The sequence below is a fragment of the Ferrovibrio sp. genome (assembly GCF_017994015.1).
Lineage (GTDB): Bacteria > Pseudomonadota > Alphaproteobacteria > Ferrovibrionales > Ferrovibrionaceae > Ferrovibrio.
Map to the genome: position 1 here is coordinate 1 of NZ_JAGOLP010000067.1, position 15896 is coordinate 15896.

Consider the following 15896-nt stretch of genomic DNA (forward strand, 5'->3'; position numbering starts at 1 on the left):
TCCTTGAACAGCACATCATTGATCTTGATCGGCGCCACCGCCTGGTTAACGCGGATCAGCAGTTCTTCCTTGAGCCGGTAGAGGCCGGCCGAGCCGACCAGATCGTCCGGCCGCAATTCACGCAGATAGACCTGAAAATTGTCGATCACGCGCGGCATCAATTCATTCAGCTTCGGCGTCGATAGCGGCTCCTGATGCTCCAGCGCCACTTTCAGCTTGAGATAGGAAGCCTGCCGGCCGCTGGCATTCAGGTTCACCAGGATATCCGGCAGGTCATGGAACACCGTCACCTTGGGCGGCTCGGGCTTGACCTCGGCCTCTTCCGTCTTGCCGCCGAACACGCCAAGGAAATAGGCCGCCGCACCGCCGCCGACCAGCAACAGCAGCAACAGCGGAATAATGATGAACACCACCATACGCTTGCCGGACAGCTTCTTTTTGCCGTCAGCCGCGCCGCCTTCCTGGTCTTCCGAATCGTCCGCCATCCACCGCTTCTCCTACAGACCCTGCATGGATAGTCGCTGCGGGTTAATGAAACGTCACCACTGGGCAGATTTTGCCGGGTGGGCGATTTCAGCCGCCCGGCGGTTTTTGCCCGGACAGCCACATTGAGATCAGTTCTTGCGTGATTTCAATATCTTAGCAGATTGGCACGGGCTGTGCAACATGGCTTGCGACCCCGGCCAGCCAGCCGGACCCAGGATGAAGCGAGCAACTGCCATGGAAAATTCGAGCTATATCGGCCTTTCCCGGATGACCACCATGCGGCGTGAAATGGATGTGATCGCCAACAATCTGGCGAACATGAATTCCAATGCCTACAAGGGCGAGCGCGTGATGTTCGAGGAATATCTGAGCCGTGGCACCACCGGCCCGGATACCCGCAGCAACCGCTTCAGCTTCGTGACCGATAGCGGTGTGCTGCGCGATTTCAGCACCGGCAAGATGACCAATACCGGCAACCCGCTGGACATCGCCATCACCGGCAATGGCTATCTCAGCATCGATACCCCGCAGGGCCGGCGCTACACCCGCGACGGCCATCTGCGGCTGGACGAAGATCGCCGCCTGGTCACCGCCGGCGGCCATCCGGTGCTTGATAACCGCGACCGCGAGATCGTGTTTCCGCAGAATGACCAGAATGTGCCGGCCATCGCCGCCGATGGCACCATCACCCTGGGCGCCGCGCAGATCGGCAAAATTGACCTGGTGGCCTTCCAGAACGAGCAGGGCATGCGCAAGACCGCGCAGGGGCTTTATGCCACCGACCTGGAGCCGCAGCCGGCACCGGCCAGCTCCACCCTGGCCCAGGGCATGCTCGAATCGTCCAATGTCGAGCCGATCCTGGAAATGACCAACATGATCGAGCTGCTGCGGCAGTATCAGAACACCCAGAACCTGATTGATGGCGAGCATGACCGGCTGCGCCGCGCTGTTGAGCGGCTTGGCCGCAGCAGCGGCCAGTAAGAATAGATAGAGAAAGAGGAGACTGAACCATGCGTTCGCTCAGCACCGGCGCTACCGGCATGATGGCCCAGCAGCTCAATGTCGAAGTGATCTCGAATAACATCGCCAACATGAACACCACCGGGTTCAAGCGCCAGCGCGCGGAATTCCAGGACCTGCTGTATCAGAACCAGCGCCGCCCCGGCGCCACCTCGTCGGATGCCAACACCATCGTGCCGTCGGGCATCCAGATCGGTGTTGGCGTGCGCGCCGCCGGCATCTACCGCATCCACGAACAGGGCAACCTGACCTCGACCGGCAACACCTATGATATCGCCATCAACGGCAAGGGTTTCTTCAACATCACCCTGCCGTCCGGCGAAACTGCCTATACCCGCGCCGGCTCGTTCCAGGTCAATGCCCAGGGCCAGATGGTCACCGCCGATGGCTACCTGCTGAATCCCAACATCACCGTGCCGCAGGGCGCGCTGGCGGTCAGCGTTGATAATACCGGCATCGTCGAGGCCCGCCTCGCCGGCCAGGCGCAGCCGCAGCAGCTTGGCCAGATCCAGCTTTCCAACTTCGTCAACGAAGCTGGCCTGGAAGCGGTGGGCGACAACCTGTTCCTGGAAACCCCGGCTTCGGGCCAGCCGCAGGTCGGCAACCCGAACACCCAGGGCCTCGGCACCTTGCGCCAGGGCTATCTGGAAACCTCCAACGTCAACCCGGTGCAGGAAATCACCAACCTGATCACCGCCCAGCGTGCCTATGACATGAACTCGAAGGTGATCACCACCTCCGACGAAATGCTGCAAACCACCACCCGTCTGCGCTGATCCAGATCAGACCCCAGATCAGACCACGGAGATCGACCATGGCCCGCACAACGCTTCTGCTCTTCGCCGCCGCCAGCGCCTTCGCCGCCGGCTTCGCACTCTCCGCCCAAGCCCAGCCATCGCAGGCCCAGCAGATGCCGGCCGCGTCGGTGCAACTGGCCTCCGCTGCCGCGCCCAAGGCCGCAGCGATGCGCTATGTCTCGGAGCGCGACGTGGCCCGCCGCCTGGTGTCGCTGGTGCAGCAGCGCAACGGCGGCCGCCCGGTGGAGATCAGCTTCCATGGCAACGACAATGGCTTTTCGGTGCCCAGCACTGCCGAATGGCGCGTTGACGGCTTCACTTTCGACGACCGCAGCGGCCGCTTCACCGGCACCCTGGCGGCAACGGGCGCGCCGGAAACCGTGCGCATCTCGGGCCGCGCCAGCCCGGTGGAAGCCATGCCGGTGCTGAAATCCCGCGTCGCGCCGGGCGAAACCATCGGCGCCGATGCAGTGGAATGGCGCCAGGTGCCGGCCGGCCGCTATACCTCGGCCTATATCGACCGCATCGACGACCTGATCGGCCAGACGCCGAAGCGGACGCTGAATATCGGCCAGCCGATCCGCAGCGCCGATATCGGCCGCGTTGAGCAGGTCAGCAAAAATGCGCTCATCACCATGGTGGCCCAGGTGCCGGGCCTCACCATCACCACCACCGGCCGCGCGCTTGAAGGCGGTGCCATCGGCGATGTGGTGCAGGTGATGAACCTGCAAAGCAAAAAGGTCATCCAGGCCACAATCACCGGCAGCAACCAGGTGCAGGTCACCACCGCGCCGCGCCTGCTGGCTAGCAACTAATATAAGAAACGTAAAGAGAGAGACCCGCCATGACCCGCTTCACCACCCCGCTCCGCTTTATCGCCCTGGCCGGTGTTGCCCTCAGCCTCGGCGCCTGCGATGTCGGCCGCCTGACCGAGATCGGCAAACCGCCGGCCTTGAGCAAGATCGAGAACCCGACCGAACAGAAGGATTACCGCCCGGTCAGCCTGCCGATGCCGGCGCCGGAAGTGACCACACGCTCGGCCAACTCGCTGTGGCGCCCGGGTTCGCGGCAATTCTTTAAGGATCACCGCGCCGCCAAGGTGGGCGACATCCTGACCGTGAATATCGACATCCAGGAACGTGCCACGTTGCAGAACAACACCACGGCCAGCCGTGACAACAACGAGAATGCCGGCATCCCCAATATCCTTGGCCTGGAAAGCGCCTCGGATGGCGCCGGCGGCGTCACCACCGGCGCCGGTGTGGCCTCGACGCTGAACAAGATCTTCAAGAATATAGATCCTTCGGCCGCCATCGGCATGACCTCGTCCTCGCAGGTGCAGGGCCGTGGCCAGGTGGATCGCCAGGAACAGATCACCGTGCGCGTCGCCGGCATTGTCAGCCAGGTGCTGCCGAACGGCAATCTGGTGGTGCAGGGCCGCCAGGAAATCCGCGTCAACAATGAAATCCGCGAGCTGATCGTGCAGGGTATCGTGCGGCCGGAAGACATCACCGCCACCAACACGGTCAACCACACCCAGATGGCCGAAGCCCGCATCGCCTATGGCGGCCGCGGCCAGCTTTCCAACATGCAGCAGGCGCGCTACGGCCAGCAGCTTTACGACGTGCTCTTCCCGTTCTGATCTCTCGAACGGAAGACAACAAAAAGGCCGGTCAGAATGACCGGCCTTTTTTCGTTTCTGCTCAGCGCAGAAAACTACATGTCGTCGCGATGCGTGCGCTCGCGGCGCTCATGGCGCTCCTGCGCTTCAATCGACAACGTGGCGATCGGCCGCGCTTCCAGGCGCTTGAGCGAGATCGGCTCGCCGGTCTCCTCGCAATAGCCATAGGAATTGTCGTCGATCCGCTTGATCGCGGCGTCGATCTTGGAGATCAGCTTGCGCTGACGATCCCGGGTGCGCAACTCCAGCGCGCGGTCGGTTTCCACCGAGGCGCGGTCTGCGATATCCGGCTCCTGGCTGGTATCTTCCTGCAAGTGCTGCAAGGTCTGGTTCGACTCGCGGAGGATGTCTTCCTTCCAGGCCTGCAGCTTGCGACGGAAATATTCCTTCATTTTTGGATTCATGAAGGGTTCGGACTCGGTGGGACGGTAATTCGGCTTCAACTGGATACCCATGCGAGAACCTCCAACGCCCGTCCACCCCGACCTCGACTCGTTCGCTGACCAGGGGTGGCAACGGCGGGCGGAGTATATGAATCGCCCGGCTCTCGGGCAAGGCCGTTGATGCGCCCGGAAGCCATTGAAAACATGAAAAAATTGTGAAAAATTGGGTTTGTCTTCTCGGCGTCATGCCGAAATCAGGGCTGGAGCATCACCGCCATGCCGTCGCACCAGCCCCCCGGCCCCCATCCCGAAGCGAATATGGACCTGTTGCATCCTGGCCGCCCCCATGCGGAACAGATGGCCAGCCTGAGCCGGCTCTGGGCAGAACAAGGCCCGGAAACCGCCCTGGCGCTGGTGGCTGCCGCAGCCCAAGCCGCGCCGCAGGATCGCGCCCTGCATCTGGCCTGGCTGGAAGCGCTGCTCCGGCTGCGGCGGCTGGATGAGGCCGGTATGCTGGCCGCCCGGCTCGACCATTTCGATGCTTCCGGCCGTTTACGGCTGATCAACCAGGCTGTTATCGCCGAGCAGGCCGGCGATTACCAAACCGCTGTGGCGCTGCTGCTTCAGGCCGAAACCATACAGCCCAGCCTGCATCAGCAAATGCGGCTGATCAATCTGGCCGCTGAACTGGGGGATGCGGCGCTAGGGCTGCGCTGGTCGCAGGCGGCGCGGCGCTTGGCGCAGAACCCGCAAGACCGCCTGCTGCTGGCCTGCACGGAGGTGAACTGGCGCTTCAATGCACGTGATTTCACCGGCACTATGCAGCTGGCATTGCTGACCGTGCAGGGCCTGCTGGATAGTGGCAGCCTATTAGCCGACGCGGCACCGGCTGCACAGCCTGCCGGCGGCGATCCGGCGCATGATGACAAGCTGCGGCAAACCCTGATCGCCGCCCTGCAAAGGCTCGAAACCGCCGGATTGCAGCCCTTTGCCATTGCCGGGTTATTGCTGGGCTGGCAGCGCGACGCTGCCTTCCTGCCGAATGACAAGGATATCGACCTGGCCCTGCCGCCTGGCCTGCTGCCGGCAGAGGCTGTGCTGGCCGAGGCTGCGGCCGCGCTGTGTAACGATGGCCGCTTCCGGCTGCTGCCCAACATGCTCGGCATGCTGGATTTCAACACCTTTGCCGATACGGCCACCGGTATTCATGTTGATCTGGTGGCGCATCGCCAAGATACGAGTGGCGGCATCCTGGGCGGCAGCCGCATGGCCGGGCTGCCGGATGCCGAATGCCGTCTGCTGCGCCATGCGGCCTATGATCTGGTGCGTGCAGAATGGCAGGGCGTAACATTATGGCGCCCGGCCGATGCCGACCGGCTGCTCTGCGAGTATTACGGCAATTGGCGTCAGCGCGATCCGCATTTCAACAGCATGATCTCGGCCCCGGCGATGCTCGGCTTTCCGGATTTTGTGCGCGCCATGGCTTATCTGCACCTTGTGTTGGCGGTTCAGGCCGGACGGCGCGAGGCCGCCATCGCCTTGGCCCAACAAATCTGCCAGCGCGATGCCGGTGACGTGCTGGCCGACTGGTTCTTGCACCAGATCGAAGCCACAGCTTAACCTGCGCCATGCATGTTTACAGCAAGATCGTCGGCGACCTGTTTCATGGCGGCCATGTGGCTTTCCTGGCGGCTGCGCGTGCGCTGGGCGACCGGCTGACGGTGTGCGTGGTGCCGGATGAGCGCGTGGCCGCCGGCAAAGGCCGCCGCCCGGTGATGAGCACGGCCGAACGGGTGGCCGTGGTGGCCGCCTGTCGCCATGTTGATGCCGTGATCACCGATGGGCCGAAAGTGATCAGCCGGGCCTTCATGCAGCAGCATGGCTACGATCTCTATGCTTTCGGCGCCCGCGATGATGCCGAATTACACATCAAACTGGCCGATTGCCCGGATTTGCCGGAAACCATGCGCCAGCGTCTGCCCTATAGCCCGGGTATTTCCAGCACCGAGTTGATCGAACGCATCCGGCAGCGGCTGGCGGAGGAAGCGTGAGTGCTCTGCGGCAACGCTATGAGCGCTGCATGGCGCAGCCTGTGTTGCGCGATTTTGTTGCCAGTGGCGGCCGCATCTTCATAGCCTGCGAGCAGCGTGCGCCTGAAGCCATCGCTGAACTGATCACCGCCGGCCATCGCCACTTTGCCGAAAAATTCCTGCAGGAAGCTGCCGCAAAATGGCCCGCCCTGCGTCATCTGGCGCCCGATCTGGTGCTGCATGATTTTGGCCGCCTGCAAAGCAACAAGGTGGCCGGCGCCGCCGCCTTGTTTGATGCCATCGAAAGTATCGACCGCGAAAGCCTGCTGCCGCTGCTGTGCCAGGCGCGGCCCATACCGCTCTATTTGCAGATCAATGTCGGACGCGAAGCGCAGAAAGGCGGTGTAGCCCCTGAGCAGGCCGAGGCGCTGCTGGATGCCTTCCGCCACAAGCTGGACCGTGCGCCGGCCGGCGTGATGGCAATTCCGCCGAAGCATGACGATCCACGGCCACATTTCCGCTGGCTGCGCCGTTTCATGGAGCGGCACGCCCTGGCCGAGTGCATGATGGGCATGTCTGGCGATTATCAGATCGCCATTGACGAAGGCGCCACCATGATCCGGCTGGGCCGCGCGGTGTTTGGGAAATAGCTAGAAAATTCGCCCGCAGCATACTTGCATCAAACAAAACTCAGCCTGGAATATGGAAAAGCAATAAAAATGCACGATATAATCGTACATACTGTCAAAAAGAGTCGCATGGGAGGACCTTATGAAAATTCACTTAGAGTGGCAGAAATCAGCGCTACTTTCTGCATCAAAAGACCCGATGTACATCTACAGCATAGATGAAAGTAAAATTTCCGAAGAAACTGGAATTTACATTTTCGGCAGAGAACACGGGGATAAATTCGAAGCTCTATATGTAGGAAGAGCAAAAAATATTAAATCAAGAATAGTACAGCACTTAAAAAATCTTCCGCTTATGTCTCATTTAAGGGACTCGAAGAGTGGAAAAAGAATTCTGCTGACTGGAATATTCAAACCTAAACAAGGGCAAAACTCACAGAAATGCGTATCCCTAGCAGAAAAAGCATTTATTCAACATTTCTTGCTTGAGGGGCACAATATTGCAAATATTAAAGGGAAGACTCTTAACGAGCATCATATTATTAGCGAAGGCTATAAAATAGGAAAATACAACCCTGAAGTAATGTACCTTCCGCGCTAAATTAACTAAAATAAGTGAGTTTTCAAAAGATGAAAAAAACTACCCTCTCGACAAATAGAATGAGAGGGTAGTGGTAATAAAGAAGTCAGTAACCCAGCTTGGCCAATTCGACTTCGCAGCGCAGTTCGATCTCGCCGATCAGTTCGGCCAGCTGCGGATCGGCCACCATCATGCGCTCCTGGCGCAAGGCTTGGGCCAGGCCCTGTAGGCGATCCACCGGGATGCGGCCTTCAAGCAGGCCCTCCTGGATATCCTCCAGCTTATCAAGCAGGCCGGTGCCACGGCGGAAAGCGCGGCGGCGCTCCTGCTTCTGGGCATCGCCATCCACCGCCTGCAAGGTCAGCATGGCATCCAGGCCGGCCATCGGCGCGGCGCCGGTAACCCCGCCGGTGCTGGTTTCAGAACTGCCTTTCAGCAGGCTGGCGAAGCTGGCGCCGCCAGCCGCACCAGCACCGCCGGTACGTTTTGCCGCGCCGGGCGCCAGGCTGCCGGGGCCGGAAATCTTGTTGATGCTCATGTCTGCATGGTGCCTGAGAAAAACCACCCGGTAAAGTCGGCAAATTTTGCCGCCCGGCAGCCTGGTCACAAAGAATTACCCAATGAATTCAAGCAATTTTGGCTTGGCACGGAACTGGCATTCTCAGCACCAAGACCGCGCCCTGGCAAGAAATGCCGGGGCAGCGGTCAAACGGAGAGAGAGCCATCATGATCCGCATCGTTTCCGCCCGCTTCCGCCGCCATGCCACCGCCCTGCTGGCCAGCCTAGTGATTCTGGCCAGCCTGCCTGATCCCGCTGCTGCCGGCTCGCGTATCAAGGACGTGGCTGATTTTGAAGGCATCCGCGAAAACATGCTGGTTGGCTATGGCCTGGCTGTGGGCCTGGATGGCACCGGCGACAGCCTGACCAACGCGCCTTTCACCAAGCAGAGCCTGCAAGCCATGCTGGAACGCCTGGGTGTGAACATCCGCGATGCCGGCAACTTCACCACCAAGAATGTCGCCGCCGTGATGGTGACCGCCACCCTGCCCGCCTTTGCCCGCCATGGCAGCCGTATCGATGTGACAGTAAGCACGCTGGGCGATGCCAAGAGCCTGCAAGGCGGCACCCTGATGGTAACGCCGCTGATTGGCGCCGATGGCGAGGTTTATGCCGTGGCCCAGGGCGCCGTGGCAGTGAGCGGCTTCAAAGCCCAGGGCGCCGCCGCCCAGCTTACCCGTGGTGTACCGACTGCTGGCCGCATCGCCAATGGCGCCATTGTTGAACGTGAAGTGGGCTTCGAGCTGGCTTCGCTGCCGGTGCTGCGCCTGGCACTGAAGAATCCCGATCTGACCACCGCGCGCCGCATCAGCCAGGCGATTTCCACCCTGGCCGGCATCCCGACCGCGCGTGCGCTTGATCCGGGCACCGTGCATGTTGATGTGCCGGGCCGCTGGCGCAACGACCTGATCGGCTTCATGACCGAGATCGAGCAGTTGCAGGTGGAAACCGACCAGGTGGCCCGCGTGGTGATCGACGAACGCTCCGGCACCATTGTGATGGGTCCGAATGTGCGCATCGACACCGTGGCGATTGCCCAAGGCACACTCACTATCCGTGTTACCGAAACGCCCCAGGTTTCGCAGCCCAATCCGTTTGCCCCGGGCGGCGTGGCAGTGCCTGGCATCGCCGGCACTTCGGCCGCCACCGGCACCGTGCAGGTGCCGCGTATCGGGCCGGATGGTCAGCCGGTGCGTGATGCCGGCGGCAATATCGTGTTCGACAGCGTAACCCAGGCGGTGCCCGGCACCGGCACCCCCACCGTGCCCGGCCAGGTTGGCGGCGGCGCGCAGACCGTGGTGGTGCCGCGCACCGACATCCAGATCGACGAGCAGGTGGATCGCCGCCTGGCGGTGATGCGGCGCGGCGTTTCGCTGCAAGAGCTGGTGGATGGCCTGAATGCGCTGGGTGTTGGCCCGCGCGACATGATCACCATCCTGCAAGCGATCAAGGCAGCCGGCGCGCTGCAAGCCGAAATCCAGGTGATGTGAGCCATAGCGAGAGGATGTTGCCATGACCGACATGATCGCCGCCGCCCCCGCCATCAACGGCTATGCCGTGGAACAGGCCCGCGCCATGCGCGCCCGCACCGAAGCCGGCGCCACACCGCAGAACGAAGCTTCGCTGCGCAAGACGGCACAGGAATTTGAATCGCACTTCCTGGGTCAGATGTTTGAATTCATGTCGAGCGGCATCAAGACCGATGGCCCGTTCGGCGGCGGACAGGCGGAATCGACCTGGCGCACGTTTCTCAATCAGGAATACGGCAAGTCGATGGCGCAGAGCCGCGGCGTTGGCATTGCCGACATGGTCTACCGCCAGATGTTGCAGATGCAGGAGGGCGCGCAATGAATCCGCAATTCCAGCAGGGCCGTCAGCCCACTCACCCCGCTTTGGCACGCCGGCCGCTGCCGGGTCAGCGTGTTGCCGTGCCTGAGCCGGGCCGGCCGCGCGACAATGCCGGCGCCGGTGCGGTGCCGCCAACGCCGAAGGAACTCTACGACATTGCCGGCCAGCTCAAAGGGCTGATGCTGGAGGAAATCGCCGCCATTGAGCGCCACGATTATGCCGCGTTGAACCAGCTTGGCGAGCGCAAGCGCATCATGGCCGGTGTGTTCAAGGAGAAGCAGAAGGTGATGATGCAGCATCTTGATGCGCTGAAACAGCATCCGGCTGCTGAACGCGCTGTGCTGGCCGATCTGCTGGAGGAAGTGGGCCAGATCGCCAAGCGCAACGAGATTGCGGTGCGCGGCGCGCGCGACGGCCACCAGCTTTTCCTCAATGCCATCATTCGCGGCGCCACCAAGATGGAGCAGCTTGGCAACGGCTATGCGCGCAATGGCCGCAGCACCAATCTATCAGCCAATTATGCCGCACAGCGACCGGTTTCGTTGTTCAGCGATACCAAATGCTGAACCGCGTCTAAAGATCCGCGCAAGCGGTTTCCTGGGGGAGCATGCCGAATTCGTTTGGCGTTAGTACCTCTCTCTCACCTCGCCCCGCCAGCAATGGCGGGGCTTTTTTTACTCAAAACTCTTTCCAGTCATCATCGCCGGCATTGACTGGCGGCGCGGCCGGCCTCGCGGCAACCGGCTTGGCTGGCGGCATTTTTGCTGCTGCCGGTTTTGACATCGCTGGCGCCGGGATGGGCTGGTTCGGCTTGAGGCTCGCGGCGGGTGCTGCCTTCGGGGTTTGGCTTACCTTGGGTGCCAGGGGTGCCGGCATCCTGGCTGCGGCATTGGCGCCGATACGGAAAAACGCCACCAGCCCGGCCAGTTCACGCGCCTGATCGGCCAGCGATTGCGCCGAGGCGGTATTCTGCTCCACGAGCGCGGCATTACGCTGGGTCATTTCATCCATGTTGCTGACGGCGGTGTTGACCTGATCCAGCCCGGTGGCCTGTTCCCGGCTGGCAGCGGCAATCTCGGCCACGATATCCGACACTTTCTTGATCGATGACACGATCTCGCCCAGCGTGCCGCCGGCCTGATTGACCAGCGCAACACCTTGCCGTACCTGGGCATTGGAAGCCGCGATCAGCGCCTTGATATCCTTGGACGCATTGGCCGAACGCTGCGCCAGGGCGCGCACTTCCTGCGCCACCACGGCAAAGCCCTTGCCGGCTTCACCGGCACGGGCCGCTTCCACTGATGCGTTCAGCGCCAGCAGGTTGGTCTGGAAGGCGATCTCGTCAATCAATGCCACGATATCGGAAATCCGGCGCGCGCCATCCTCGATGCCGCCCATGGCCTGCACGGCATCCTGCACGACGCTGCCGCCCTTGTCGGCGGCATCCCGCGCCACCTGGCTCAGTTGGTTGGCTGCTGCCGCATTATCGGCATTCTGCCGTACCGTGGCGGTGACTTCGTGCATCGAAGCGGCAGTCTCTTCTATACTAGCCGCCTGCGCTTCAGTACGGCCGGCCAGATCCTGGCTGCCGCTGGAGATTTCCGCTGAAGCCGATTGCACCGCATGGGCTGAACCACCAAGCCGCAATGCCACATCGCGCAGCTTGGCCGCAGTATCGTTGACACTCTGCTTCAAATCGCCAAACACACCGCGATATTCGGTGCTGATCGTGCGGCTGAGATCACCTTCCGCCATGCCTGCCAGCACATGCGCCAATTCGCCGGTGACACTGGCCAGGGTGGCCGAGAGCCGGTTGAGCTGCTGCGTCAAGGCAAGCTGAAAACCTTCCTTGCCGGTCTCAGCCAGCCGCGAGGTCAGATCACCATCGGCAATATGATCGCAGAAAGCAGCTATTTCCGCGCTGGCCTTGGCGTCGCGTGCCTCACGATCCAGGCGGCGCTGTTCGCTGGCCTGCTGCTGATCGGCATTGACCGTTTCAAGCCGACGCTTCTCCTCGGCATTGCGGCTGAACACTTCAACATGACGCGCCATGGCGCCAATCTCGTCGCCACGATCAGCACCCGGCACACTGGTCGCCTCGTCCCGGGCCAGCCGGCCCATCGCCGCCGACAGCGCATTGAGCGGCGCGATGATGCCCTTGCGCGCCAGCAACAGCGACAGCAACAGCATGATCACCAGGCCGCCACTGCCAATCACCGCGATGCGCTGGATGTGGCGATTAAAATAGGCGTCCAGTTCAATGCGTAATTCATGGATATTTTCCGCATTGTCCTTAGCCAGCAATTGCACGGCGCGGTTCAACGCCTGGCGATTGCTGCGGTTGGCTTCATTATCGCCAAATACCCGGGCCTTGGCCGGGGTTTCCTGCACGCCGAGGCGCACCAGTTCGGTGCGAAATTCGATGAACTGCTTCACGCTGGTGAAAGCTGCGGCGCGATCGGTATCAAGCGTGGCCGGCAACAAGCTGCGCCATTCCTGCATCAGCCCGTCAATACGTTGCAGGCCGGCCAGCAGCAGCTTGCCGTAACGATCCGCTTCCTGGTTGGTCTGCGACATGTAGATGCCGCGGGATTCCATCACCACGGCATTGATCAGGCCATTGACCTGCTCGGCGATCACCGCCTGGCGTGTCTCGCGCTCGATCTGCGCCAGCTTGGCATTGTAGGTGCGCAAAGCATCAATGCCGAGATAGGTCATGCCACCGGCAAGCAGCGCTGCCAGCAGCACGATGAAATAGATTTTACCACCGAGGCCAATACGGGCCAGCAGCTGTGTCATGGCGTTTTCCTCCCTGGAGCGGCGGTCCCTGTTTTGCTTCGGGACTCTGCCGTTACGCACCCGGGAATATTACGCTGGCTATAGGGCGGAAGTAACGCTTCTTGTTACCGGCGGCGCGACACATGCATGGCGCGATCAAGCCGGCGGTAGCGCATCCTTCGGTTCGGCTAAATCGCTGCCGCCCAGATTGGCGCCGGCCATATTGGCACCATCCAGCTTGGAGCCGCTGAACATGCAGCCGCGCAGATCGGCGCCGCTGAAATTCGCCTCAGACAGATTGGCATTCCACATCCGCCCGGTCTGGCGGCCCTGACCATCCAGCAATTCCAGCGCCCCAAAGCGCACGCCGCGCAGCTTGGCGCGGTTGAGTTTGCTGCGCAGCAACACCGCGCCTGCCATGTTCGAACCATCCAGCGTGGCGCCGCTCAGATCGCTATCGGTGAAATCGGCCATGGTCAGATCACAATCGGCCAGCACGATGTCATGCAGGTCTGCGGCGCGGAACAGCCCGGCACGCAGATCAAAACTGCCCAGATCAAGACCGGCCAGGGTTTTGCCGCTGATATCAAAACGCTGGCCCTTGGCGCCGTTGGTGTTGATCCACAGGCTGTGTAGATCAAGCTTGATACGCAGCCAGGCCGGCACTGGTGCGGTGCTGTTGCGCATCGCCGCATTGGTCAGGTTGGCGCCGGTGAGATCGGTATTCGACAGGTCGACATTACGCAGGTTGGCGCCAGACAGATCGGCCCCGGCAAGCCGCACCTTGGTCAGATTGGCCCCCACCAGCACGGCCTCGCGCAGTTTTGCCCCGGTGAGATTGGCGCCGCTCAGATCGGCACCCGCCAGATTGACCGAAAACAGCGTGGCACCGCTGAAATTGGTATCCTTGGCCGAAGCCAGCAGCAGGCTGGCATGGCTCAGATCGGCACCGCTCAGATTGGCGCCATCCAGGTTGACATGGGTCAGGTTGGACTGCTTGTTCTTGGCTTGGCGCTCGCCATCCTTCCAGGTCACCATCTGGCCAGGCCGCAGATCGGCATCGGTCAGATCGGCATCCACCAATCTAGCATCCATGAAATTGGCCGCACGCAGATCACTTTTGCGGAAACTGGCACCGGAGAGATCGGTATTATTGAAATCGGCCGCGAACAGGTCGCAGCCATCAAAGCGTGAGCCGCGAAACGCCGAGCCGCCAAAATTGCAGCTCGACAGGATGGCATCGCGCACATCCAGATTGCTCAGCGCCATGCGCGGCAACTCGGCTTGCCGCACCATCAGGCGCTTGCCATTGGGCTGACCCGTCAGAAAGCGCTGATGCGCGTTTAACGCCTGCATGAACGCCCTGGTATTCGAGTCCATCCCCGCCGCGCCCCCACATTCACTGCAACATAGTAAGGCAGCCCGAGGCAGCATTACCAGAGGCTGTAATCAGCTATATGGCGAAAAAACTCAGCAAACTCAGGGATTTTGATACTAAACCGGAGTCCTGCCGCAAATATTCTCGTTTTTCGAGAGAATCAGCGCGTCAGACTTCGCGTATATCATCGAAATCATAGGTCCAGGGCGCACCATTCGTCCCGGTGATAGTGCCGATCAGGATCGAGCCGGAGGCGAATTTGCCATCAGCATCGTAATATAACCCGCCCGTATCCTGGCGATAGATAAAACCAGCCTGGCCAAAATCCACCGCATTCATCGCCGTCGACGACGACACCGCCTTGATATTCACATTCTGCTCAAGATCGCGCGCCAGCGTGAAGGCATTGCCGGTGAAATCGTCTTCACGATTGGTGTCGAGCTCGATGCGATCATTGCTGCTCATATTCTGCACGATCATGCGATCAGCCGAATTGGCCGAGATGAAGGTGAAATAATCGCGATCCGAGCCGCCGATAGCCGTGTTGATGCCGGCGCCGCCAACCATGCGCGCGCCGTCATTGCCGGCATTCATCACATCGTTGCCGGCCTCGCCATACAACTGATCAAAGCCATCGCCACCATTCAGCGTGTCGTTACCGTCGCCGCCATACAGCCGATCATCATATTTCCAGCCGGTCAGCGTGTCGTTGCCGCCGCCACCATACATGGTGATCGGCGCAAAGCCGGTGGAGGTGACAACATCAGCACCCGTGCCGCCATACACCGTCTGCACACCATGGACGCTGACATTATTCGCACCATTCGCCAGGGTCAGCGTATCGCTGCCATAGCTGAGCTGCACCGTGCCATTGGTCATCACCGTGCCCAGCGTCACACTATCGTTGCCGATATTGCCGATGATGGTTTCAACATTGTTGACGGTTACGGTATTGCCGCCGCTCTCCAGGATCAGCTTGTCCTTGCCGCCGGCCAGATCAACGGTGCCGCCGCTGATCTTGGTCTTCATGGTCAGCACATCGTCAGTATCGCCGCCGCGCCAGGTTTCAACCCCAGTGGCCGAGACATTGGCATTGCCCAACACGATCAACGTGTCAGTGCCGCCGCCAAGATTGACCACGATGGTGCCGCCATTGCTCAGGCCATTCACCGTCACGGTATCGTTGCCGCTGCCGCCGGTGATGGTTTCAATATTACTGGCGGTGAGGCTGTTGGTGGTGTTGGCCAGGGTCAGTGCGTCATTGCCGGCACCAAGATCGATGCTGCCATTGGTGATGCCGGCGCCCAGGGTCAGCAGGTCGTTGCCGCTGCCGCCGGTGATAGTCTCCACATTGCTCACGGTCAGCGTGTTGCTGCCGGTCAGGGTCAGCTTGTCGCTGCCGGCACCAAGATCGATGCTGGCGCCCGTGATGCCGGCGCCAAGTGTGAGCGTGTCGGCGCCGCTGCTGCCCTTGACGATCTCCACCGCGCTGGCGGTGATCGAAAGATTGGCGGCGCCAAAGGTCAGCGTGTCGCTGCCGCCGCCCAGATTGACATTGGCCGCCGCATTCAGCGTCACACTATCGCTGGCGCTGCCGCCGGTGACGGTTTCGGCATTGGTCACCGTCAGGATATTGCTGCCGGCCGAGGACAGGATGAGCTGATGGTTGCCGGCGCCCAGATCAACAAGGCCGCTGGCCTGCGTCGCGCCCAGCGTCACGGTATCGG

The 15896-nt window shown here is 61.4% G+C and carries 17 protein-coding genes; 11 read left to right on the forward strand and 6 right to left on the reverse strand.

The features are described 5' to 3' along the window. A partial coding sequence (locus KBB36_RS18505) for a flagellar basal body-associated FliL family protein (protein ID WP_290984485.1) occupies positions 1-485 on the reverse strand: 485 nt, incomplete at its 3' end. Between the two features lie 235 nt (positions 486-720). Between KBB36_RS18505 and flgF the strand changes: the two genes are divergently transcribed. From flgF to flgH, 4 genes are read left to right on the forward strand one after another with little or no spacing between them, the layout of a single operon-like run. Further along, positions 721-1467: a flagellar basal-body rod protein FlgF gene (gene flgF / locus KBB36_RS18510; protein WP_290984488.1), complete on the forward strand. Its 747-nt coding sequence runs from the start codon at positions 721-723 to the stop codon at positions 1465-1467. Between the two features lie 29 nt (positions 1468-1496). After that, positions 1497-2282, forward strand: coding sequence for a flagellar basal-body rod protein FlgG (gene flgG, locus KBB36_RS18515; RefSeq protein WP_290984491.1), 786 nt, complete (start codon positions 1497-1499; stop codon positions 2280-2282). A gap of 38 nt (positions 2283-2320) precedes the next feature. Further along, positions 2321-3118 carry a flagellar basal body P-ring formation chaperone FlgA gene (gene flgA / locus KBB36_RS18520; RefSeq protein WP_290984494.1) on the forward strand — a complete coding sequence of 266 codons (798 nt, stop codon included), beginning with the start codon at positions 2321-2323 and terminating at the stop codon, positions 3116-3118. Between the two features lie 29 nt (positions 3119-3147). Beyond that, positions 3148-3945, forward strand: coding sequence for a flagellar basal body L-ring protein FlgH (flgH, locus tag KBB36_RS18525; RefSeq protein ID WP_290984498.1), 798 nt, complete (start codon positions 3148-3150; stop codon positions 3943-3945). Positions 3946-4019: 74 nt separating this feature from the next. Here flgH and dksA read toward each other — a convergent pair whose 3' ends face one another. After that, the gene (dksA, locus tag KBB36_RS18530; protein ID WP_290984501.1) at positions 4020-4439 is read right to left on the reverse strand and encodes an RNA polymerase-binding protein DksA; all 420 of its coding nucleotides are present in this window, start codon (positions 4437-4439) and stop codon (positions 4020-4022) included. 285 nt (positions 4440-4724) lie between these two features. On the opposite strand from dksA, the gene KBB36_RS18535 reads away from it, so the two are divergent. The 4 genes from KBB36_RS18535 (at position 4725) to KBB36_RS18550 (ending at position 7627) form a co-directional block, all read left to right on the forward strand. Continuing rightward, entirely contained in the window at positions 4725-5987 is a 1263-nt protein-coding gene (locus KBB36_RS18535) for a hypothetical protein (protein WP_290984504.1), read from the forward strand. Between the two features lie 8 nt (positions 5988-5995). Then, a complete protein-coding gene (locus tag KBB36_RS18540) occupies positions 5996-6418 on the forward strand; it encodes an adenylyltransferase/cytidyltransferase family protein (RefSeq protein ID WP_290984507.1) in 423 nt (140 codons plus the stop codon). Then, the gene (locus KBB36_RS18545) at positions 6415-7047 is read left to right on the forward strand and encodes an alanine racemase (protein WP_290984510.1); all 633 of its coding nucleotides are present in this window, start codon (positions 6415-6417) and stop codon (positions 7045-7047) included. The genes KBB36_RS18540 and KBB36_RS18545 overlap by 4 nt, the downstream gene beginning before the upstream one ends. A 121-nt stretch (positions 7048-7168) precedes the next feature. Beyond that, a complete protein-coding gene (locus KBB36_RS18550) occupies positions 7169-7627 on the forward strand; it encodes a hypothetical protein (RefSeq protein ID WP_290984513.1) in 459 nt (152 codons plus the stop codon). Positions 7628-7712: 85 nt separating this feature from the next. Here the strand turns inward: KBB36_RS18550 and KBB36_RS18555 are convergent, their stop codons facing one another. After that, on the reverse strand, positions 7713-8144 hold the full coding sequence (locus tag KBB36_RS18555; protein WP_290984516.1) for a flagellar assembly protein FliX: 432 nt from the start codon (positions 8142-8144) through the stop codon (positions 7713-7715). Between the two features lie 188 nt (positions 8145-8332). On the opposite strand from KBB36_RS18555, the gene KBB36_RS18560 reads away from it, so the two are divergent. From KBB36_RS18560 to KBB36_RS18570, 3 genes are read left to right on the forward strand one after another with little or no spacing between them, the layout of a single operon-like run. Beyond that, positions 8333-9655 carry a flagellar basal body P-ring protein FlgI gene (locus KBB36_RS18560; protein WP_290984519.1) on the forward strand — a complete coding sequence of 441 codons (1323 nt, stop codon included), beginning with the start codon at positions 8333-8335 and terminating at the stop codon, positions 9653-9655. A gap of 22 nt (positions 9656-9677) precedes the next feature. Next, a complete protein-coding gene (locus KBB36_RS18565) occupies positions 9678-10016 on the forward strand; it encodes a rod-binding protein (protein WP_290984522.1) in 339 nt (112 codons plus the stop codon). Next, positions 10013-10579, forward strand: a complete 567-nt coding sequence (locus KBB36_RS18570; protein WP_290984525.1) for a hypothetical protein — start codon at positions 10013-10015, stop codon at positions 10577-10579. Before KBB36_RS18565 ends, KBB36_RS18570 begins: the two co-directional genes overlap by 4 nt. Before the next feature lie 112 nt (positions 10580-10691). On the opposite strand, the gene KBB36_RS18575 is transcribed toward KBB36_RS18570, so the two are convergent. The 3 genes from KBB36_RS18575 to KBB36_RS18585 form a co-directional block, all read right to left on the reverse strand. Beyond that, positions 10692-12812 carry a methyl-accepting chemotaxis protein gene (locus KBB36_RS18575; RefSeq protein ID WP_290984528.1) on the reverse strand — a complete coding sequence of 707 codons (2121 nt, stop codon included), beginning with the start codon at positions 12810-12812 and terminating at the stop codon, positions 10692-10694. Positions 12813-12947: 135 nt separating this feature from the next. Further along, positions 12948-14147, reverse strand: coding sequence for a pentapeptide repeat-containing protein (locus KBB36_RS18580; protein WP_290984531.1), 1200 nt, complete (start codon positions 14145-14147; stop codon positions 12948-12950). A 190-nt stretch (positions 14148-14337) separates the two neighbouring features. After that, positions 14338-15896: calcium-binding protein (locus KBB36_RS18585; protein ID WP_290984534.1), on the reverse strand; the 1559-nt coding region annotated here is incomplete at its 5' end.